Raw genomic sequence first — 20,489 nt, forward strand, 5'->3', positions numbered from 1 at the left:
GTTCCGGTCTACAGCCGGAACACGACCGCCTCGCCGACCTGCTCCCGGGTCACGCCCAGCGCGTCGACCGGCCGGTCGAGCATCCCCTCCCACGGGGTGCCCTCCAGCTCGTCGCGCAACACGACCACGTTCTTCACGCCGATCTGCCGCAGGTAGTCGACGCTCGCGTAGTCCGGGAAGCTGACTGTCGCCTCGCGGATCTGAGCCTGCGAACGCGGCGTGAAACCGCTGCCGCCGTTGACCATCGGCTGGAACCGGTCGGTGGACCACAACATCACCGGCTGATCCAGGTTCTGGCTGCTCGGCAGCACCAGCATCGGGCCGTCCACAGTCCGCATCGCCGCCGGCTGCCGCGGCACCACCGGCTGCGGCGTGGCGTTCAGCCCTTCCACGAGCACCAGCGCCAGCGGCAGCAGCGTGGCCAGGCGCAGCCACGGGCCCGGCCACGGCGGCACCCGCTCGGCGGCCAGCTCGCGTACCCGCATGCAGAACGCGGTGACCGCGCCGGCCGCGAGCAGACCCAGCAGCAGCGTGGTCCAGAGCATCATCCGGCCCGGCGTGCGCAGCCCGCTCCAGCCCGGCACGTAGTCGAACAACGGCACGTAGGTGAACCGGCCGCCGAAGAACCGGGTGCCCATCGCCAGCGCCATCGTCACCAGCACGCCGGCGAGCAGGAAGATCCGGTGCCGGACCCGCCAGACCGAGAAGAACAGACCACCGGCGGCGAGCGCGTAGAGCACGAAGCCCGGCAGCAGCGTCATCTCCGGATGCCAGGGCAGCACGGCACGGGCGCCCTCGTGCAGCCCGCCCCAGACCCGGGACTCGGCCGGCGCGGTGAAGAACCCGCTCGCCGGCGGCGAGTAGAGCCCGATGTCGCCGAGCGTCCGTTCCGCGTTCGGGTGCAGCTCGGCCACCTTGAAGTACGGCACCGCCAGCGCCGCGCCCACCGCGGCGAAGGCGAGCCCGCCGAACACGTCGGCCAGGAACAGCCGCCGCCCGAACGGACGCTTCACCCGGCGCCGTCGCACGAACCACAGCACCACCGCGACCAGAACGGTCCCGGCCAGCATGTACGCGAACGGCAGCCCGATACCGAACCCCAGGCTGAGCTGCCACGCGGCCACCAGCCACCCGGCGAACGCCCAGCCCGCGTGCCGGCGGCGCGGCCGGTAGCCGTACCGCAGCGACCAGCCGTGACCCCGCGCCAGCATGGCCAGCGCCAGCGGGATGCCGCCGTTGGAGAGGATGTGCAGGTGCCCCGCCTGGGCCAGCAGCCACGGCGCGTAGGCGAAGCTCGCCCCGGCCACCGCGCCGCCGATGCGGCCCGCGCCGAGCTGCCGGGCCAACACGTACGCGCCGAACGCGGCGAGCGCGTGCGCCAGCACGAACATGATGTTGTAGCGCAGCACGGCGTGCTCCGGGCCGACCCCGATCAGGCCGGCCGGGGCGTACCCGAGGAGCGTGTCGGAGAACGCGAAGCTCCAGTTCTCCGGGTAGAACGTGTTCGCGTGCCACAGCATCGCCGGGTCGGTCCGCAGGATGTGGCCGGACCACGCCATCTGCCACGCCTGCAGGCTCGGATCCCAGTAGTCCTGCGGCAGCGTGTGCCGCGGATAGCGCAACGTGGGCCAGGTCATCGCCGCGGCCAGCGCCAGTGCGGCGACGGCGGCGAGCGTCCACTCGTGCACCAGGAACCGGCCGACCGCGCGGACGGCCCGGCGGGCCCGGCCGAGCACCGGCTCCGGCGCGGGCCCGAACGCGGACCAGGGATCGGCGGCCTTGTCGTCGGCCGTACCCGTTGTGTTCTCGTCTCCGGCGTCGGGCTTGTCGGCGGCGGTTCCGCCGTCGCCGCCGTTCGTCCGGGCGTCGTGGGCGTCGCCCTCGGCGGCGGCCTCGTCCCGGGCCTCGGCCTTCTTCCCGGCGGTGTCGTCCGTGCCGGATCCGCCCCCGGCGGTCCCACCCTCGCCGGGCGGGGCCGTCCCGGTCGCGTCGTCCGGCCGGTCCGGTGCGGTCGCGTCGTCCGGCCGGTCCGGTGCGGTCGCGTCGCCGTCCGGACGGGGCTCGGCGCCGGACCGGCGGCCGGTCGTTCCGGACTGCTCGGTCGTCACGCCGCCGCGCCCAACTGTCCGCGCAGGAACGCGATGTCGGCGGTCTGGCCCTCGACGCCGCCGGGGGTCTCCACGATCACCGGTGCGCCGGCCGCGCGGATCACCGCCACCAGCAGCTCCGGATCGATGGTGCCGCCGGTCAGGTTGTCGTGCCGGTCCTGGCCGGAGTTGAACGCGCCCTTGGAGTTGTTCGCGTGGATCAGGTCGATCCGGCCGGTGATCGCCTTCACCCGGTCGACCAGGCCCAGCAGTTCCTCGCCGCCCGCGTACGCGTGGCAGGTGTCCAGGCAGAAGCCGACCTCGTGGTCGCCGAGCGCGTCCCAGAGCCGGGCCAGCGAGTCGAGGTGCCGGGCGCAGGCGTTGTCACCGCCGGCGGTGTTCTCGATCAGCACCGGCAGCGGGAAGCCGCCGGAGTCCGCCGCGTACGCGAAGGTCTTGCGCCAGTTGTCGAAGCCGACCGCGACGTCGTGGCCGGCGTTGACGTGGCCGCCGTGCACGATCAGCCCTCTGGCCCCGACGTCCGCCGCGGCGGACGCGTGGGCGAGCAGCAGCTTGCGGCTGGGAATGCGGATCCGGTTGTTCAGCGTGGCCACGTTGATCACGTACGGCGCGTGCACGTAGAGGTCGACGTCGGCGGAACGCAGGCGCTCGGCGTCCTCGCGCGGCTTCGGGGCCTTCCAGCCCTGCGGGTCGGCCAGGAAGAACTGGACCGCCTCGGCCTGCCGGGCGGCCGCCTCGGCCAGCGGGTCGGTCGGGTCGACGTGGGCTCCGATTCGCATGCAGGGCAGCCTACGTCGCGCCTGCGACGGTCGGCGCGCTCGCGGGAGGCGCCCGGCGGGTCGGCCGCGTCACCACCCGGCCCGGCGGTCGTTGTCCGAGGTGGGATCGATGGTCGACGCTCCGCCCGCACGTGGTCCACAGCACGGACGGGCGAGGGTGGACCCCCGGAAACGGGACGCCCCGCCGTGCGGCCCGGCACTGCGGGGCGGGATCCGCTCGTCATCCCGGCACGGGAGGCCAGCAGTAGGACCAATTCCTCCATTTACCCCAAGTGGTGACGAGAGCCATTGTATGGTCAGACCAGGTGACAACACGATAAAGCTCCGCGGGGCGTCTTCGATCCAACCTCATCGGTGTGGTCGTTCCTCCCCAGGTCCCACCCAAGGAATGCGGACGGGACGCCCCGCGGTCCCGTGGACAGGGGTCCACCTGCCGGCTCGCCGGAGGTGGGCCCCTGTCGCCGCACCCGGCACACCGGGACCACCGGCCCGGCCATGATCGTCCGGACCGGCTATCCTGGTCCGGTTGTCCGTGTGTCCGGCCGGGTTCCCCCGGCACCGGCGCGGGCAACGACGCACGACCTCCTGCCACGGAAGGACCGTGGCCGCTTAGCCCACAGGAGGTGAGCACGTCTTGCGTCATTACGAAGTCATGGTGATCCTCGACCCCAGCCTCGAGGAGCGCACCGTCGCCCCGTCGCTCGACACGTACCTGAACGTGATCCGGACCGCGGGTGGCTCGGTGGAGAAGACCGACGTGTGGGGCCGCCGGCGCCTCGCGTACGAGATCAACAAGAAGGCCGAGGGCATCTACGCCGTCATCGACCTCCAGGCGACGCCGGAGGCCGTTGGCGAGCTGGACCGTCAGCTCCGACTCAACGAGTCGGTGCTGCGCACCAAGGTCATCCGCCCGGAGATGCGCTGAGCATCTAGACCCGGCACGTCCGGATCACAAGCCTCATCCACGCTGTCGTACGGCTCTGAGAGCCTGACGGCACAAAGATGAGTGCGCGAGGAGATGGTCATGGCAGGAGACACCACCATCACGGTCATCGGCAACCTGACCGATGACCCCGAGTTGCGATTCACCCCCTCCGGCGCGGCGGTCGCCAAGTTCCGGGTCGCTTCGACGCCCCGCTTCATGGACAAGGCCTCCGGCGAGTGGAAGGACGGCGAGCCGCTGTTCCTCTCGTGCACGGTCTGGCGCCAGGCCGCCGAGAACGTCGCCGAGTCGCTGCAGCGCGGCGCTCGCGTGATCGTGTCCGGCCGACTGCGCCAGCGGTCGTACGAGACCCGCGAGGGTGAGAAGCGCACCGTCATCGAGCTGGAGGTCGACGAGATCGGCCCGTCGCTGCGCTACGCCACGGCGAAGGTGCAGAAGATGTCCCGCTCCGGTGGCGGTGGCGGCGGCTTCGGTGGTGGTGGCGGCCAGGGCGGCGGCGGAGGCAACTTCGACGACCCCTGGGCCTCTGCTGCCCCCGCCCCCTCCCGCGGTGGTTCGGGCGGCAACTTCGACGAGGAGCCTCCGTTCTGATGGCGCCGAGCGCCCGCGATCGCAAACCAGGAGCACGAGCAATGGCTAAGGCTGCGGCCCTTCGCAAGCCGAAGAAGAAGGTGAACCCGCTCGACAAGGACGGGATCACCTACATCGATTACAAGGACACCGCGCTGCTGCGCAAGTTCATCTCCGACCGCGGCAAGATCCGCGCTCGACGGGTGACCGGCGTGACCTCGCAGCAGCAGCGGCAGATCGCCCGTGCGGTCAAGAACGCCCGCGAGATGGCGCTCCTGCCGTACACGGCCACGACCCGCTGAGAGGAGGCACGGACATGAAGATCATCCTCACTCAGGAGGTGTCCGGCCTCGGCTCTCCGGGCGACATCGTCGAGGTGAAGGACGGCTTCGGCCGTAACTACCTGCTGCCGCAGGGCTTCGCGATCGCCTGGACCAAGGGCGCGGAGAAGCAGGTCACGGTCATCAAGCGGGCCCGCTCGGCCCGCGAGATCCGCGACCTGGGCCACGCCACCGAGGTCAAGACCCAGATCGAGGGTCTGAAGGTCAACCTGAAGGCCCGCGCCGGCGACGGCGGGCGGCTCTTCGGCTCGGTCACCCCGGCCGAGATCGTCGACGCCGTCAAGGCCGCCGGCGGCCCGACCCTGGACCGCCGCCGGCTGGAGCTGCCCGGCCACATCAAGGCGCTCGGCTCCTACCCGGTCAGCATCCGGCTGCACCCCGAGGTGACCGCCAAGTTCGACCTGAACGTGGTCAAGGGCTGACACCCGAAGCACGACGCGAAAGGCCCGCACCGGTCGCCGGTGCGGGCCTTTCCGCATCCCCGCCGCTCAGCCGAGCGGATTGCCGGTCACCGCGCTGATCACCACGGTGGACAGCCCACCACCCACCACCGCGGCCGCCAGCGCCACTGTCGCCGACCGCCACGTCGTCCCGACCTGCCGCAGCAGCACCGCCACCACCAGACTGCTCACCATCGCCAACCCGAACCGCGGCGCCGCCGACACCAACGACTCCAACGCGTGCGCACGCGGCGAGTCACAACCACCGCCGGTGATGTCCGTGACGCACCCCGCCGGAGGCTGCCCGCTCAGGAACAGCAGGCCGACCACGAGCAGCACCGCCGGAACCAGATAGCAGGCCGCCGTGTAGACCAGCGGCCGCAACGGACCACCCGGATCCGGGTCCAGCAGGTCGTCCTCCAGCCGCCGGCCCCACGAACCGCCGCCGATCGTCTCCACCCGCCGCCGCAACGTCGACGCCGCCGGCTCCACCGGGCGACGACGAGGCGCGGTACGCGGCCGCGGCGCCGAGTACGCCACCGCGGGCGAACGCGGAGCCGTCGACGGTGTCTCCATCCACCGGGGGTCGTCACCGGAGAGCCGGGTACCCGACCAGAACGCCTCGGCTCGCGCCGGCGACGCCCAGCCCTCCCGCACCGGCGGCGCCGAACGGTCCCACGGATCGGCCTCCGCGTACCGGTCGTCGGTGTCCCGCACCGGCTCCAGGAAACCGGTGTCGGTGAATCGGTCCCACTCACCCGTGTGCTCCGTACGGTCCCACCGGCTCTCCGCCCGCTCCCAGCGGCTCGCGGGCACCGGCCGGTCCCAGGCGTGCACGCCCGACGCGTCCCACGGATCGACGGCGGGCGGCTCCACCGGCTCACGCTCGGCGCTCCGGCGGCGCTGCCACGGATCCGCCACCGGCCGCGACCGCGCCGACTCCGATGGCGTCGCCCGCGACCAGGCCGGCTCCGACTCCGACGCCGTCGCCCGTCCCCAGGCCGGCTCCGACTCCGCTGCCGGCGACGCCGGCCGGCCCGCGTCCGACGCCGCCGCCGGCCACTCGGCATCCGTCCCCGAGCGGGACCACGCGCCGTCCGAGGCCGCCGGCCGCGACCATGCGGAGTCCGACCCCGCCGGCGGCGGCCAGGAGGAACCCGACGCCGACCGGCGACGCCGACCCGCCGGCCGTTCACCGTCCGATCCGGCCGGCCCCTCGCTCGTACCCGCCGACTCCGGCAGCCCGGACCAGGTCACCTGCGGCCGGCGCGTCGCCGCCCGGCGCGGGCGACTCCGGGGCGCCGCCCCCGACACCGGCTCGTCGTCCTCGTCCGCCCGCCGGTTGCCCACGTACCCCCGCTCCTGCGGGGCGTCCATCGTCCACTCGGCGGTGTGGTCCGACAACGGACCCGCACCGATCGCGCGCAGATCCCGCCGGCCGGCACCTGAGGCCGGCGCCTCCACCTCGTCGTCGTCGGGCGCGGCATGCCGCCCGCCGCCGTCCGCGCGACTCACCCCGGACTCCAGCGCCCAACGGGGAAGGTACGTCTCCACCGGCTCGTCCTGGCCGCGCTCGATCGCCCGCCGCCGGCTCGCCGTGCGGTAGCCCTCCGGCGCGTACGAGTCGACCCGGCGCGGCCCGGCGGGCTCGTCCCAGGAACCGCTCGGCCGTCGCTCGCGCGGGCTGTCCTCCCCGCTTCCCCAGTCCCGGTGTCTCACGGCCGGAGCGTGACCTCTCTCAACCCGAAAGTAAACCCGCTGTCCCAGGTGTCGCCGTTTCGCAGCGATAGTACGGGACGAACGACGACAAAGCTCGGCCGGAAATCTTCCGTCCACAGGGTGGGGATAGAAAAAGCCCAGGTCAGAGGCGATAAGCCCGGAATTCCCAATCACTTTTCCACACCCCTGTGCACACCCTGCGCACATGCCTGTCCCCAGGCGTCCACAGGTTGTCCCGAGGCTCATCCACCGGCCTTGTTGAGCGGTTGACCTCGGGTTCCGTATCGTGGTTCACCGACCGCCGGGCGATGACCCCCGATCGACCGGAGGGTCGGCGGAGAGTTGTCATACCCCGGCGATACAGCTGGACTCGATCCGACGCAGCGAGGGGGGAACCCGTGTCGGTCACCGACGAGACGCGTGCGGAACGGACCGGGGGATCATCGCCCGAGCCGCCGCCGCGCGAATCTGCGTTCGAGAAGACACCACCCCAGGACGTCGCCGCCGAGCAGTGCGTACTCGGCGGCATGCTGCTGTCCAAGGACGCCATCGCGGACGTCGTGGAGATCCTGAAGACAAACGACTTCTACCGTCCGGTCCACGCCACCATCTTCGACGCGATCCTGGACATCTACGGTCGCGGCGAACCCGCCGACCCGATCACCGTGGCGGCCGCGCTCGCCGACTCCGGCGACCTCGCCCGGATCGGCGGCGCCCCCTACCTGCACACGCTGATCGCCAGCGTGCCCACCGCCGCGAACGCCGCGTACTACGCCCGGATCGTCGGCGAACGGGCGGTGCTGCGCCGGCTGGTCGAGGCCGGCACCCGGATCGTGCAGCTCGGCTACGGCACCGGCCCGAGCGGCAGCCGCGACGTCGACGACATCGTCGACCTCGCCCAGCAGGCCGTCTACGAGATCACCGAGAAGCGCGTCAGCGAGGACTTCGCCGTCCTGGCCGACATGCTCCAGCCGACGCTGGACGAGATCGAGGCGGTCGGCGCCCAGGGCGGGGTGATGACCGGTGTGCCGACCGGGTTCACCGACCTCGACCGCCTGCTGAACGGCCTGCACGCCGGCCAGCTCATCATCGTGGCCGGCCGGCCTGGTCTCGGTAAGGCGCTCGCACTCGACACCCCGCTGCCCACCCCACAGGGCTGGACCACCATGGGTGAGGTGCGCGTCGGCGAGCAGCTCCTCGCCGCGGACGGCATCCCGACGACGATCACCAACGTCTTCGACGTGATGTACGACCGCCCCTGCTACGAGGTCGAGTTCTCCGACGGAAGCGTCATCGTGGCGGACGCCGAGCACCTGTGGAAGACCACCACCCGGGCCAGCCGACGCCAGCCGGAGGCACGTCGGCGGCACCACTGGGCCGAGCCGGCGTTGGCGAAGGTACGGGCGGCCGAGGTGGCTGCATTCGCCGAACCGCACCGCCTGGTCACTCTCGCCGAAACCCTGGAACAGGTCGGCCCGGAATTCCGCAACGTGCTTCACACGGTGGCGCAGACAGTGGGTTCCAACGGCCGGGTCGCCCGCCCGGTGACCTGGGCCGGCAAGACACGCAACTGGACGGCTCCTGGCCACCCGGTGGGCGCGTTGATCTCCGGCCTCCGTGCACGCGCGGAACGACCGGTGAACGCCGGCAGCCGCGCCGAGCATGACGGGATCGTCACGACGGCGCAGATCGCGGCCACGCTACGTACCGAGACGGCCGACCGCCGTCTCAACCACGCCGTGCGGAACTGCGCGCCGCTCCGACTTCCGGAACGCGACCTGACCGTCCCGCCGTACACCCTCGGGGTGTGGCTCGGCGACGGGCACACCGGGGCCAGCCGCTTCACCACCGCGGACGCGGAGATGCTCGACCTCGTGGCCCAGGACGGCTTCCTGGTGCGCCCGAGTGGGCCCATGGTCTACAGCGTGCATCTGCCCACGCCGGCCAGGACGGCGGACCGCACCTGCGTCGACTGCGGCGGCTCCACCCGTGCCCTGCGGGAGAACCCCGCAACCCGCCGCTGCGCCGAGTGCCACGAGCGGAACGGCTCCTTCCTGGCCCTGCTCCGCCGGGTCGGTGTGGCCTACGACAAGCACATTCCGGACGACTATCTACGCGCCTCCGAAACCCAGCGCCGGGCGTTGCTCGCCGGTCTCATGGACACCGACGGCACGGTGGCGCCGACCGGGAACCTGCAGTACACGTCCACCTCGCGGCGCTTGATCGACGGCGTACGGGAACTCGTCGTCAGCCTGGGCTATCGGTGCACCATGACCGAGCGCAAGGTGCGCGGCCGTACCGAGGAGTCGTCGATCGCGTACACGCTGAACTTCTCCACCCCGGACACGGTCTTCCGGCTGGACCGGAAGCGGACCGCCCATGCGGCCCGGCGCCGGACGTCCTCGGACGTCCGCTCCCACTCGCGGTTCATCGTGGACGTCCGTCCGGTGCCGAGCGTTCCGGTGCGCTGTGTGACCGTCGACAATCCCGACCATCTGTATCTGGCGGGCCGCTCGATGATCCCGACGCACAACAGCACGGCAAGTATGGACTTCGCCCGAAATGCAGCTATCCGCGCCAACCAGGCGTCGGCGATCTTCTCGCTGGAAATGAGCAAGGTCGAGATCGTCATGCGACTCCTCTCGGCCGAGGCGCGCGTGCCGCTGCACGTCCTGCGCAGTGGCCAGCTCTCCGACGACGACTGGACCAAGCTGGCCCGCTGCATGGGTGAGATCAGCGAGGCGCCGCTCTTCGTCGACGACACGCCGAGCATGAACCTCATGGAGATCCGGGCGAAGGCGCGGCGGCTCAAGCAGAAGCACGACCTGAAGCTGATCGTCGTCGACTATCTCCAGCTGATGACCTCGCCGAAGCGCACCGAGAGCCGGCAGCAGGAGGTCGCGGACCTGTCGCGTGGCCTGAAGCTGCTGGCCAAGGAGGTCGAATGCCCGGTGATCGCGGTGAGTCAGCTGAACCGTGGCCCCGAGCAGCGCACCGACAAGCGACCACAATTGTCCGACTTGCGGGAATCTGGATCTATTGAACAGGATGCAGACGTAGTAATCCTTCTGCACCGCGACGACTACTACGACAAGGAGTCGCCGCGAGCGGGCGAAGCAGACTTTATTGTTGCAAAGCACAGAAATGGTCCTACCGACACGGTCACCGTAGCGGCCCAGCTGCACCTGTCGCGCTTCGTCGACATGGCCATCGTCTGAGCGACGTCAGCCGAGCAGCGGGAACCAGCCGGCGGCCTCGCCCAGCTCCAGCCGGTCCCGGTCGGTGAGCGGCACCCGCCCGGCGGCCTTCAGCAGGTAGTCGTGGTCGTCCCAGCCGGCCGGCCGTACCGCGTCGTCGCTGAGCAGGCCGTCCATCGTGGTCACCGCGACCCGCGTCGGGTCCGCCGCCGGCCGCGGCGCGTCCGGCAGGTCCACCACCAGGTCCAGGTGATGGATGACCGCCTCGGTGGTCAGGGTGGCGAGCAGATGGGGTACGCGCAGCACGTGCCCCTGTGTCGTCACGTACCCGTCGGGGTCGGCCGCGGTGGCCGCGCGGACGGCGGCGGGCGCGGTGTCGGTCCAGAGCCGGACCACGCCTGTGGGCCGGTCGAAGGCGGCGGCGGAGCGGCGTGCCCACCAGGCGTGCCCGGCGCTCACGTCGTCGTCGCCGGGGGTGAACGCGCGCCAGTAGCTGACGTCGTCCACGTCGGCCGGTCCGGGTGCGGGGCTGGCCAGAGCGACGAGTGCGCGCTGGGCGTCGCAGAGCACGTGGAAGAGCAGGTCGGCGACGAGCCAGCCGCGGCACCGGGTGGGCCGCTGCAGGCCGGCGTCGTCGAGCGGAGTGACCACGGCGGTGATGCCGTCGTACGCCTGGGCCAGCGCCTCGTGCTGCCGGATCGGGCTCATGCCGAGCAGCCTGCCACGGTGCGGCAGGCGCGGCACGCCGACGAGCGCGCCGGGTCGATGCGGTGCACCGGCCCGGCGTGCGCGTTGCCGGCGGTCAGTCGAACAGTTCGCCGAGGAAGCCGTGCTTCTTCTTGCGCCGGTAGTGGCCGTGGTAGCCGTGGTGCTGCTGACCGTGGCCGTACGCGGGCTGCGCGTAGCCGTGGCCGGGCGGCGGCGGAGGGGGCGGGGGGACGGCGCCGTAGCCGGGCTGGTGCGGCGCGGCGGCGGGCGGGGGCGGCGGAGGTGGCGGGTAGCCGGCACCGGACGGCGCGGGCTGCTGCGGGGCGCCGCCGTGCTGCCGGTTCCAGTTGGCCTCGGCATCGAACAGCTTTTCCAGCTCGCCGCGGTCGAGGAAGATGCCCCGGCATTCGCCGCACTGGTCGATGACTACTCCGCTGCGCTCGTACTGGCGCATTTCTCCGCGGCACTTGGGACAGGTCATCTGCATGACAACGACGGTACCGGGTGTTTTCACGCAGTGGCGGTCAGCGCCTGCGTGACCTCGTCGTCGGAGACCTCGTGGAAGTCCTCGTAGTACGCCCCGACGGCGGCGAAGTCGGGCGGGAGTTGGCAGCTCACGACCGTGTCGGCGTCGGCGGCGAGCATGTCGTACGCCTGCTCGGATCCGACCGGGACGGCGACCAGGACGCGGACGGCGCCGAGGTGGCGGGCGACCTGGACGGCGGCGCGGGCGGTGGCGCCGGTGGCGAGGCCGTCGTCCACGATGACGGCGGTGCGCCCGGTGAGGTCGAGCGGTGGGCGGCCGCCGCGGTAGCGCTGTTCGCGGCGTTCCAGTTCGGCCTGTTCGCGGCGGCGGACCTGGGCCCTGTCGTTCTCGCTGATCCGGCCGGCGACCATCTCGTTGAGGACCTGCACGCCGCCGGGGCCGAGCGCGCCGTACGCGACCTCGGGTGCCCAGGGCACGCCGAGCTTGCGGACGACGAGGACGTCCAGTGGTGCGCCGAGCCGGTCGGCGACCACCCGGGCGACGGGTACACCGCCGCGTACCAGGCCGAGCACGATGACGTCGGGCCGGCCGGCGAGGTCGGTGAGTCGTTCGGCGAGTTCGCGTCCCGCCTCGGCCCGGTCGCGGTAGGTGGTCATCCCTCAGATGTACGCCTTCCGGCCGGATCGCGCGGGGCGGTTGCCGGGAATGCCGCCCTGTCGTCCGGTCGGGTGAGCGTCAGCGCGGGGGCGAGGACGAGCAGGGCTGCCGGGTAGAGCAGGTACCCGAAGCGGGTGGAGGGCATCAGCAGGATCGCGGCGAGCAGTCCGTACCCGCAGATGATGGCCGTGGCGGCGGCGGTGCGGGGCGGACGGCGCAGCAGCCGGACGGCGATGGCTCCTCCGGCGGCGACGAGCAGCGCGGCGGCGACGGCGCGGCCGGCCGGGAGTGTCTCGGCGATGAGGTGCCCGGGGAACGGCGACTGGGCGGGGCTGGTGACGAGGCCGTGGCCGAGCGGGAAGCGCAGCACGTTCTCGACGAGGGCGTCGCGGTCGACGAGGAGTACCGGGACCAGGGCGAGGACGGGTAGGCCGATGGCGCCGAGGGCGGTGCGGGTCGCGGACCGGCGGGTGGCGGCCCAGCAGATCAGCACGACGGCGACCGGCCAGGCGAAGAGCTTCAGGGCACCGGCGGCGCCGACCGCGAGGCCGGCCCGGCCGGGTCGGCCGGCGGCGGCGAGCGCGAGGGCGAGCAGGCAGAGCGCGAGTACGGGGAGGTCGTCGCCGCCGGTGGCGAGGGTGAGCGCGCAGACGGGCAGGACTGTGGCGGCCTGGACGGCGCGCAGGACGGCGGCGTCGCGGCGGGGTGCGCCCGGGCCGCCGCTTGCGCGCAGCGTGGCGACGAGGGCGACGAGGGTGAGCGCGGTGACCACGGCGAACCAGACGCGGGAGTCGGTCCACCAGGCGTCGACGGCGGCACGGGGCAGCCCGAACAGCGCCATACCGGGCTGGTAGGGGGTGTAGCCGAGGAGTTGCTCGCCGGGGGGCAGGGCGGCGATGGCGTCGGGTCCGAGGTAGGGGGTGCCGTGCTCGGCGAGGCGGGCTCCGGCGTGTTCGACCACGATCACCTCCTCCTGGGCGCGGTCGGTGCGTCCGCCGGCGCGTTCGACGCTCTGCGTGACGATCGGCAGCAGCGCGGTGGCGGCCCAGGTGAGACCGGCGACGGTCCAGCGTGCGGGCAGGCCGGCCAGGGGGGTGCCGGGGTGGCGGCGGCGGGCGAGCAGCTGGGTGGTCGCGGCGAGCGTGGCGAGCGCGTACCCGATGGTGGCGACGGCGCCCCAGGCGCGGTGCGGCGGGAGGGTGGAGGTGGCGGCGGTGATCGCGGCGAAGACGGTGGCGGCGGCGTAGAGGCCCAGGTCGAGGGCGAGGCCGCCGGCGGCGGTGTCGAGTGCCGACCAGCGGCGGGAGACGGGGGTTGCCGGGTCGGCTTGGGCGGTCACGCGGGCCAGTGTGGCAGACCGGCGGGGTGGCCCGGCCGGGTCAGGGTTGCCGGGCGTCGGTGGCGGCGGGGGGTGACGGGCGGGTGCGGCCGGTGCGGCGGCCGGGGAGGCGGATGACGGCGCCGGCGTCGTGCAGCGCGGGTGCGAGCGCGCCGGTCCGGCCGCCGTGGCCGCGCTGGAGGGCGGCGAGGAGCGCGGCTGCGGGCAGTGGCCGGGCGAACAGGTGGCCCTGCCCGGCGGCGCAGCCGAGTTCCCAGAGCGCGCGGCGTTGCGGTTCGCTCTCCACGCCCTCGGCGACCACGGTGAGGTCGAGGCTGCGGCCGAGGTCGAGGGTGGAGCGGATCACGGCGGCGGCTTCGGGCGCGGTCTCCATGGCGCCGACGAAACTGCGGTCGATCTTCAATTCGTGTACGGGGATGCGGGAGAGCAGGGAGAGCGACGAGTATCCGGTGCCGAAGTCGTCGAGCGCGAGCCGGACGCCGGAGTCACGCAGCCGGCTGAGGACGCGGTCGACGACGTCGAGCTGGCTGAGCGTGAGCGTCTCGGTCAGTTCCAGCACGAGCCGGTCCGGCGGGAGGTCGTGGGCGCGTAGCCGGGCCAGCACGGCGCCGGGGAAGCGGGCGTCGAGCAGGCTGCGCGGGGACACGTTCACCGAGACGGGCAGGTCGAAGCCGGCGTCGCGCCAGGAGCCGGCGGCGATGAGGGCCTGGTCGAGGATCGCCTCGGCGAACGCGGGGAGCAGCCCGGAGCGTTCCACCGCTTCGAGGAAGCGCAGCGGGTCGATGAGCCCGTGGGTGGGGTGGTGCCAGCGGGCCAGGGCCTCCGCGCCGATCACCTCGCCGCTCGCCAGGTCGACGATGGGCTGGAAGTTGACGGTGAACTCGTGGTCGGCGACGGCGCGGGGCAGTTCGCCGCCGAGGGTGAGCCGGCTCAGGTCGGCGGTGTCGCGGGCCGGTGCGTAGGTGGCGACCCGTTGGCCGGCGCGTTTGGCCTGGTACATGGCCACGTCGGCGCGGCGCAGCAGTTCGGCCATGCCGCCGGTGGCGGGGGCGACGGCGATGCCGCCGCTGGCCTCCACGCTGATCCGCATGCCGTCGAGGTCGAGCGGGTCGTGCAGCGCCGCGAGCAGGGCCTCGGCGCGGTGGGCGGCGACGGCCGGTGCGGGCAGGCCGCGCAGGAGTACGGCGAACTCGTCGCCGCCGAGCCGGGCGACCAGGTCGTCGGGGCGGGCCGCGCCGCGGAGGCGTTCGGCGACCTGGATCAGCACCTGGTCGCCGGCGCCGTGCCCGAGGGTGTCGTTGACTTCCTTGAAGTGGTTGAGGTCGATCAGCACCAGGGCGGTGACGCCGTCGGCGTGCCGGCTGGTGAGCTGGGCGCTGCCCTCGTCGAGCAGGTGCCGCCGGTTGGACAGGCCGGTGAGGGCGTCGTGGGTGGCGGCGTAAGCGTGGTCCTCGGCGATGCGGGCGAGTTCGGCGTACGCCTGGGCGTTGCGGACCGCGGTGCAGAGGGCGGAGGCGAAGGTACGCAGGGTGTACTGCTCGCGTTCGGAGAGTTCGACCGGGCCGGCGAACCGCAGCCGCAGCACGCCTACGTCGTCGGTGCGGTCGTGGCCCTCCAGCGGGACCGGCATGACCTGACCGTCGACGGCGCTGGGCCGGGGGGCTGTTCCGTCGTACGCGATGTCCGTGCCGTTGCCCCGGACGGTGCGTTCGCCGTCGCGCAGCTCGATCTCGACCTCGTCGGCGGAGAAGAGTTCGCTGGCCTCGGTGACCGCTGTGGTGAGCACCTGGTCGAGGTCGACCACGTTGAGGGCGTCGGTGGCGCGGGCCAGGCGCTGCCATGCCTGCTGCTCGGTGCGGGTGCGGATGCGGCTGGAGTAGGCCAGGTGCAGGCTGAGCACCAGCGCCGGTACGGCGAGCAGCAGGCGGGGGTCGACCCGCAGGATGAGCACGGTGCTGGCGGCCACCAGGAAACGCAGGCCGAAACCGGCGATCCGCAGGTCGAGGTCGTCGCGGAACTGCTGGAGGATCGGTGTGCGGGAGGCGAGCGCGATGACCGGGATCGCGAGGACGTCATCGAGGACCGCAGCCACCAGGTAGACGAACCCCAGCAGGACGACGATGCCGAGTGGCTCCCGAGGCGGCCAGGCGCTTCCCAGCAGCAGGGTGGCGACAGTGGCTCCGCCGGCCACCAGTGTGTGCTTCGCGATGGCGAATGCCACCTTGATGGGGGCCAGGCGGGTGACTGATCCGCACGCCACGCCGATCCCGGTGGCCAGGACGACCCACGAGGGCGGAGCGACGGCGAGGCCGATGACGATCGCGGTCTCGACCCAGGCGAAGTAAAAGGTGGTGGAGCGGATCCGCAGACGGGTCTTGATGACGGTGGCCAGGGTCACCGTCACGACGAGGGCTGTGACGGTGACGAAGTCACGTACGGAGTCAGGGTGTTGTGTACGGGCGGAGTAGATCGCGGTGAGGGCGACGATCGTCGCCCCCGCGACCAACGTGTAGACGATCCCGCGCAGGTGTGGGTCGACAGCCGTTCGGCTTTCCGTGGTTCGGCTCAACCCGAGTCACCCGCCGCTCACCGTCGGTATGCGATGAGCGGCAGCCTACCGCTTCACCCGGGTCCGGGAAACTCATCCCCATTCGGTGCTGCGCATTGTGCTGCCCTCCTCGGATATCGCTTCGGGGCGGAATGGTCACGGACTGAAGTCGTTACTTCGATCCGCTGCCGCTCATTGCCGCCGGCGCCCTGTGCCTTCTTTGCGCGTATCCGCGCCTTGCTGACTGAAGGCAGATTAGGGGATATTCGAGTTGGTCTGAAAGAATTAATGTCGGTATGCGCAATATAAGTAACTATTGCGGGTTAAATGACGTTCTGTCCATGGCCTGCTTGCGGAGCGAAGCCGACTGTCTCCTTTAGGTACCCGGGCCGTCGCTGAGCGCATCGAATAGCGCGATACCACTCGGTCCGTGTGTAGCGTCGCTGTGGCGGCGAAACATTACAACCGTGCTTCGGGTGACTTCGGCAGACGTGTCGGACGACGGCGGCGACCAGCGCCTGAGCCCGGGGCGACGCCTCTGTGACGAATCGATTACGCTGTCGCTTCGTGGTGGGCGGGTGCCCACTGAGGCTGGAACAGCAGCATGGAAATCCGGGTTCTCGGGGGCTTGGCGGCGCGACTCGGCGCCGTGGACCTTCCGCTTGGAACGCCCAAGCAGCAGTTGGTGTTCGCGCTACTCGTCGCGCGGGCCAACCGGCTGGTCACGGTTCATGACCTGGTGGACGAGCTGTGGCCGGACGCTCCACCACGGTCGGCGATCGCAAACGTCCGGACCTACGCCGCCAATCTGCGGCGGAGTCTCGGCTCGGGTGCGGACGACGAAGCGAGGATCGTCCGTGAACCGGGCGGCTATCGACTTCTCATCGACGAGAAGCTGATCGATCTGCATCGACTGAACGTGCGCTCGCGCCGCGCCCGGGAGTTGATGCGGGAGGGGCGGTCGGCGCAGGCCGTCCCGGTGCTCGTCGAGGTGGTCGGCGCGGCGGCCCCACTGCTCGCAGGGTTGGCGCTGGGGCCGGCACTCACCGCTCAGCGCGAGGCCGTGAGTCAGGAACGGCAGGCGGCGCTGGAACTGTTGACAGAGGCATATCTCGACCTCGGGCGCCCCGAATCAGCGGTGTCGTTACTGCGTGACCACGTCTCGCATCAGCCGCTGCGCGAGCGGGCGCAGTGTCTCCTGATGCGCGCGCTCATCCAGACCGGCGACGCAGGGGGCGCCCTGGCCGTCTACCGCGCCACTCGCGAGGCGTTGTCCGATCAGCTCGGGGTGCCACCCAGCGCGGAGATGGAACGACTTCGTGTGGCGGCCACCCGGGCGCGACGCCGGATTCCGGAATCGGCGCGCGAGGTGGAGACGATCCGGAGTGGTGCTCATAAGCGCAATTGGTTGCCGCGGACGGTGATGGATTTCGTCGGCCGGGAGGAAATGGTCGATCGATTGAGCCCTTTTCATCCTGCGTAGCGGTTGGCTTCGACGTGATGCAGAACGAGGATGGCCTGCACGATCGGGGTCGCTCGCCGTGGACAGCAGCGCAGCTTGGTCAGGATCTTCCAGGTCTTGAGGGTGGCGATCGCGCGTTCGCCGCAAGCGCGGTTTTGCGCGTGGGCGCGGTTCACGGCCTTCTGCCGGCGTGACAGCTTCGGGCGGAAGCGGCGCCGTTTGAACGGTGTGCGCAGGCTGCCGCGGGCTCCTTGGTAGCCCTTATCGGCGAAGGTCATCACGTCTTCCCTGGTCAGTGCGTCGATGATGCCGTGGGTTCGGGCTGCGGTCAGGTCGTGGACCGAGCCGGGCAGCGCTGGTGAAGCCCAGACGAGCCGGCCAGCGGCATCGGCGATGACCTGCACGTTCACGCCGTGGTGCTTGTGTTTCCCGGAGTAGTACGGCTTCTGGTCGGCGACCCGGTCGATCGGTATCAGGGTGCCGTCCAGGATCGCGTACGCCAGTCGGCGGATCCGTTCCATGGCGGTGGCCAGGTCATTGGCGGCCGTCGCGAGCAGGGCTATCGCTTCCTGCACGTAGCGCCAGGCGGTGGCGACACCGATCTCGAAGCCGGCGGCGAGGCGGGTGTAGGTGTCGCCGTTGCGCAGATGAGCCAGAGCGAGCAGCGCCTGCCGGCCGGGGTCGAGGCGCCGCCACCGGGATCGGCGCTGTTGACGGTGGCCGCGGATGCGTTCGGCGAGGTGGTTCAGGGTGCGGCTGGACAACGGAATCGTGGCGGGGTAGGACAGCATGGCGAGGCTCCCGGTTGGGGCTTCGAGTCTTGGTCGACAGCTGTCCTACCTGGAGCCTCGCACCCATCGATCACCGGGCCTGCCACACCCCTCCTGAGCTGCAAGATCAGCTTGGAAAAGGTTCATTGTTGTGCGAAGTGCGGGAGGCATCCGGGCAGGGTCCGACGATCCGGGTGATCGACGGCATGGCGGGCTGCGGCAAGACGACCCTCGCCCTGCATGTGGCCTGCCGGTCGGCCGAGCGCTTCCCCGACGGGCAACTTTTCGTCGACCTGCGGGGACACAGCACGCGAACACGGATGCGGCCCGCGGTGGCACTGGACACGCTGCTTCGCCAACTGGGTGTGCCGGCCGGCCGGATACCGCTGGAACTGCCCGACCGGCAGGAGATGTGGCGGCGCGAACTGGCCGCGCGTTCGGTGCTGGTGGTGCTCGACAACGCCGCCGACAGCCGGCAGGTCGAGCCGCTGCTACCCGTCTCCGGATCGGCCGTCGTCCTCGTCACCAGCCGGCGGCGCCTGCTGGCACTCACCGAACGACCGCCGGTGTCCCTCGCCGTCCTCGCCGAGGCCGAGGCGCTCGAACTGCTCGCCACCCTCATCGGGAGCGGCCGGGTGGCGGCCGAGCCGGAGGCCGCGCGACAACTGGTCGCCATCTGCGGCTGCCTCCCTCTCGCTGTCGGACTGGCCGGCACCCGGCTGGCACATCGGCCCGACTGGCGGATCGCCGACCTCGTCGACAGGTTGAGCCACAGGTCGATCTTCCTCCCCGGTCTCCGTGCCGAGGCGCGAAGCGTGGTGGAGGCGTTCGCCGAGTCGTACGAGCCGCTCGACGAGGCGTGCCGGAAAGCCTTCCGATCCTTCGGGCTGGCGGCCGGGAACCACCTCGACACCGCCATGGTCGCCGCCCTCACCGACCTGCCCCTGCGGGACGCGGCGGACGTCCTCGACGAACTGGTGGACCGCCACCTCGTGCAGGAGACCTCGGCCGGCCGGTACCGCCTGCACGACCTGATGAGGCGTTACGCCGCCGAACTGGCCCGGCAGGAGGACGAGCCGACGACCGGGCGACCGGCGATCCGGAACCTGCTGGATCACGTGCTGCACTCGATGGTGCGGGCGTCCGCGTCGATCGAGGACGGCCGGGTGCTCGCGCAGCACCTGCGGCTCGGAGAACCGCTTCGACCGGATCTGCTCGCCGGACGCGTCGACCGCGACCTGGACTGGCTGGAGGAACAGCGGTCGAACCTGGACGCCTTCGTCCGTCAGGCGGCTGACCAGGGCCATGAACCGATGGCGTGGCGTCTGGCTCGCGCCGGTTGGCGGTTCTTCTACATACGCGGTTACTTCGACGACATATCGGCCACGCACGCGGTGGGTCTCGCCGCCGCCCAGCGGTGCGGGGACCGGCACGCCGTGGCCCTCATGCACAACTATCTCGCCTCGGCGTGCGTACGCACCGGCGCCTACCAGGACGCCTCGGCACACCTGCACGAGGTCGTGTCGATCCTCACCGGGCTCGGTGACGAATCGGGCGCCCAGCGGGCACGGTTCAACCTCGGCGCCGTGCACTGGCTGACCGGGCGGCTCCACCAGTCGCTCGAAGCCAACCGCATGACGCTGCGCAGCTGTGCGCTGGACACCCTTCCGGTCCTGCCGAACCTCGGCCTGACACTGCGCTACCTCGGTCGTTACGACGAGTCGATGGCGGTTCATCGGCTGCACCTCTTCGCCGCCCGGATCAAGCAGGATCCGTTCCACATGTCGAACGCACTGGGGCATCTCGGTGGCCTCAGATACCGCCTGGGACAGAACGCGGCGGCGGAGCGCCTGCTCCGAGCCTCGCTCGCGCTCCGGGATCGCACCGGCAACGGCTTCGGCCGTGCCGAGACGCTCAGCGACCTCGCCGGCACCTACCGGCAACTCGGCCGCTACGACGACGCGCTGCGGCACCACGAGGCCGCCATCGAGGCCGCCGCCGCATCCGGCGAGCGGCACGTCCAGGCCCAGGCACGCAACGAGCTGGCCGTCACCCTGGGAGCCACGGGGCGAGCCGACGAAGCGGTGGCCGTCTTCGAGGAGGCACTCGCCATCGCCACCCGGATCGGCCATCCGTACGAGCAGGCCCGCGCCCTGGACGGCCTGGCCGGACATCTTGCGGAGAAGGAGCCGGCGCAGGCGCGACGGTACCGGCAGCGCGCGCTGGCGATCTTCGAGCGGATGGGTGCGCCCGAGCGCCACGACCTGCGCCGGCAGCTCGTCGAGACGCCGGCCTGAACCGGCTTATCGATTTCTTATCGCGGCGTTCGTTAGCGTCCCCGGCATCGGCCACGGGGAGGGTTCAGCGCCAGAGCGGACCCGGCCGAACGAGGCCCCCACCGTCAGTTCCCCCCCAGCGAAT

16 protein-coding genes are annotated in these 20,489 nt (G+C 71.6%); 7 read left to right on the top strand and 9 right to left on the bottom strand.

Annotated features, from left to right (window positions below):
• Window positions 1–8: 8 nt before the first annotated feature.
• Both BFV98_RS19575 and BFV98_RS19580 read right to left on the bottom strand, forming a co-directional pair.
• Window positions 9–2,108 carry a hypothetical protein gene (locus tag BFV98_RS19575; protein WP_071097352.1) on the bottom strand — a complete coding sequence of 700 codons (2,100 nt, stop codon included), beginning with the start codon at window positions 2,106–2,108 and terminating at the stop codon, window positions 9–11.
• Window positions 2,105–2,887, bottom strand: coding sequence for a deoxyribonuclease IV (locus tag BFV98_RS19580; RefSeq protein ID WP_071097354.1), 783 nt, complete (start codon window positions 2,885–2,887; stop codon window positions 2,105–2,107). The genes BFV98_RS19575 and BFV98_RS19580 overlap by 4 nt, the downstream gene beginning before the upstream one ends.
• Before the next feature lie 634 nt (window positions 2,888–3,521).
• On the opposite strand from BFV98_RS19580, the gene rpsF reads away from it, so the two are divergent.
• The 4 genes from rpsF (at window position 3,522) to rplI (ending at window position 5,163) form a co-directional block, all read left to right on the top strand.
• Window positions 3,522–3,812: a 30S ribosomal protein S6 gene (rpsF, locus tag BFV98_RS19585; RefSeq protein ID WP_013289357.1), complete on the top strand. Its 291-nt coding sequence runs from the start codon at window positions 3,522–3,524 to the stop codon at window positions 3,810–3,812.
• 81 nt (window positions 3,813–3,893) lie between these two features.
• Entirely contained in the window at window positions 3,894–4,421 is a 528-nt protein-coding gene (locus BFV98_RS19590; protein ID WP_018788497.1) for a single-stranded DNA-binding protein, read from the top strand.
• Between the two features lie 41 nt (window positions 4,422–4,462).
• On the top strand, window positions 4,463–4,702 hold the full coding sequence (gene rpsR / locus BFV98_RS19595) for a 30S ribosomal protein S18 (protein ID WP_013289355.1): 240 nt from the start codon (window positions 4,463–4,465) through the stop codon (window positions 4,700–4,702).
• A 14-nt stretch (window positions 4,703–4,716) separates the two neighbouring features.
• A complete protein-coding gene (rplI, locus tag BFV98_RS19600; RefSeq protein ID WP_013289354.1) occupies window positions 4,717–5,163 on the top strand; it encodes a 50S ribosomal protein L9 in 447 nt (148 codons plus the stop codon).
• 66 nt (window positions 5,164–5,229) lie between these two features.
• Here rplI and BFV98_RS19605 read toward each other — a convergent pair whose 3' ends face one another.
• Complete coding sequence (locus BFV98_RS19605) at window positions 5,230–6,900, bottom strand: hypothetical protein (RefSeq protein ID WP_071097356.1); 1,671 nt, start codon at window positions 6,898–6,900, stop codon at window positions 5,230–5,232.
• A gap of 398 nt (window positions 6,901–7,298) precedes the next feature.
• Here BFV98_RS19605 and dnaB point away from each other — a divergent pair, with 398 nt between their 5' ends.
• Window positions 7,299–10,118, top strand: a complete 2,820-nt coding sequence (dnaB, locus tag BFV98_RS19610) for a replicative DNA helicase (RefSeq protein WP_071097357.1) — start codon at window positions 7,299–7,301, stop codon at window positions 10,116–10,118.
• Between the two features lie 6 nt (window positions 10,119–10,124).
• Here the strand turns inward: dnaB and BFV98_RS19615 are convergent, their stop codons facing one another.
• From BFV98_RS19615 to BFV98_RS19635, 5 genes are all read right to left on the bottom strand, one after another.
• Window positions 10,125–10,805 carry a maleylpyruvate isomerase N-terminal domain-containing protein gene (locus BFV98_RS19615; protein ID WP_013289351.1) on the bottom strand — a complete coding sequence of 227 codons (681 nt, stop codon included), beginning with the start codon at window positions 10,803–10,805 and terminating at the stop codon, window positions 10,125–10,127.
• Window positions 10,806–10,899: 94 nt separating this feature from the next.
• Complete coding sequence (locus BFV98_RS19620; protein WP_013289350.1) at window positions 10,900–11,292, bottom strand: zf-TFIIB domain-containing protein; 393 nt, start codon at window positions 11,290–11,292, stop codon at window positions 10,900–10,902.
• Window positions 11,293–11,315: 23 nt separating this feature from the next.
• Complete coding sequence (locus tag BFV98_RS19625) at window positions 11,316–11,948, bottom strand: phosphoribosyltransferase (protein ID WP_013289349.1); 633 nt, start codon at window positions 11,946–11,948, stop codon at window positions 11,316–11,318.
• Entirely contained in the window at window positions 11,945–13,288 is a 1,344-nt protein-coding gene (locus tag BFV98_RS19630; RefSeq protein ID WP_071097360.1) for a glycosyltransferase 87 family protein, read from the bottom strand. The genes BFV98_RS19625 and BFV98_RS19630 overlap by 4 nt, the downstream gene beginning before the upstream one ends.
• Before the next feature lie 40 nt (window positions 13,289–13,328).
• On the bottom strand, window positions 13,329–15,857 hold the full coding sequence (locus tag BFV98_RS19635; RefSeq protein ID WP_369830066.1) for a putative bifunctional diguanylate cyclase/phosphodiesterase: 2,529 nt from the start codon (window positions 15,855–15,857) through the stop codon (window positions 13,329–13,331).
• A gap of 583 nt (window positions 15,858–16,440) precedes the next feature.
• On the opposite strand from BFV98_RS19635, the gene BFV98_RS19640 reads away from it, so the two are divergent.
• On the top strand, window positions 16,441–17,319 hold the full coding sequence (locus tag BFV98_RS19640) for a BTAD domain-containing putative transcriptional regulator (RefSeq protein WP_071097364.1): 879 nt from the start codon (window positions 16,441–16,443) through the stop codon (window positions 17,317–17,319).
• Here the strand turns inward: BFV98_RS19640 and BFV98_RS19645 are convergent.
• The gene (locus BFV98_RS19645) at window positions 17,307–18,089 is read right to left on the bottom strand and encodes an IS5/IS1182 family transposase (protein WP_071095663.1); all 783 of its coding nucleotides are present in this window, start codon (window positions 18,087–18,089) and stop codon (window positions 17,307–17,309) included. The two genes, BFV98_RS19640 and BFV98_RS19645, sit on opposite strands and share 13 nt — an antisense overlap.
• A gap of 137 nt (window positions 18,090–18,226) precedes the next feature.
• Between BFV98_RS19645 and BFV98_RS19650 the strand changes: the two genes are divergently transcribed.
• Complete coding sequence (locus tag BFV98_RS19650) at window positions 18,227–20,365, top strand: tetratricopeptide repeat protein (RefSeq protein WP_255368172.1); 2,139 nt, start codon at window positions 18,227–18,229, stop codon at window positions 20,363–20,365.
• The last annotated feature ends 124 nt before the right edge of the window (window positions 20,366–20,489 follow it).

The sequence above is a fragment of the Micromonospora sp. WMMB235 genome (assembly GCF_001855515.1).
GTDB lineage: Bacteria > Actinomycetota > Actinomycetes > Mycobacteriales > Micromonosporaceae > Micromonospora > Micromonospora aurantiaca.